Annotated in this window: 1 protein-coding gene; it reads right to left on the bottom strand. The window is 50.1% G+C overall.

Annotated elements, in window-relative coordinates; genetic code table 11:
- Nucleotides 1-527 (bottom strand): baseplate J/gp47 family protein (locus tag E5987_RS13595; protein WP_160336450.1); only part of this gene is annotated, 527 nt, incomplete at both ends.

A 527-nucleotide genomic window follows, 5' to 3' on the forward strand; every position in this document is an offset into this window, starting at 1 on the left:
AGCATCGCCTTATCCGGAATAATCTCATCCATACCGTCACAGACGAATCTAACCGTGACAGTGCCTTCTCCTTCCTCTTTCGGAAACGCCCAAGCTCTGGTTACTCCGGGTACCTCTAAAGCCCACTGGACATAATCCGATTCCGTACCCCCGTGCGGGGTTTCTCTAACTCGGGAAAGAAGCCTTGCCCTCAGACTCTCGTCCGCTTCAGCCTCACTTCCTCCGCCAAGCTTAATAATCGTGACCTCGCTGTAGACACCGCTAATAGGTGAAACTAAAGTCAAAACATCGTCCTCCAGCTGATTGCCGGATATACCTTCATTTAACGCTTCTACAGAGGTGCTTCCATTGGAGGCTGTCGGCCCTGTGGTCTTGTACTGAATACCGTCATCGGACTGAAGTATGGTGCCTTCAGGTATATTGACAAGGTCCGCGGAAAAACGAAAGATGACCTCGCCGGAAGCTTTTGTCGCCTTCTTTCTGGTCAATCCATAAATAGAAGCCCAGCGATCCAAATAATCACTCTC

Origin of the sequence: Parasutterella muris (assembly GCF_009767915.1) — a bacterium.
GTDB lineage: Bacteria > Pseudomonadota > Gammaproteobacteria > Burkholderiales > Burkholderiaceae_F > Parasutterella > Parasutterella muris.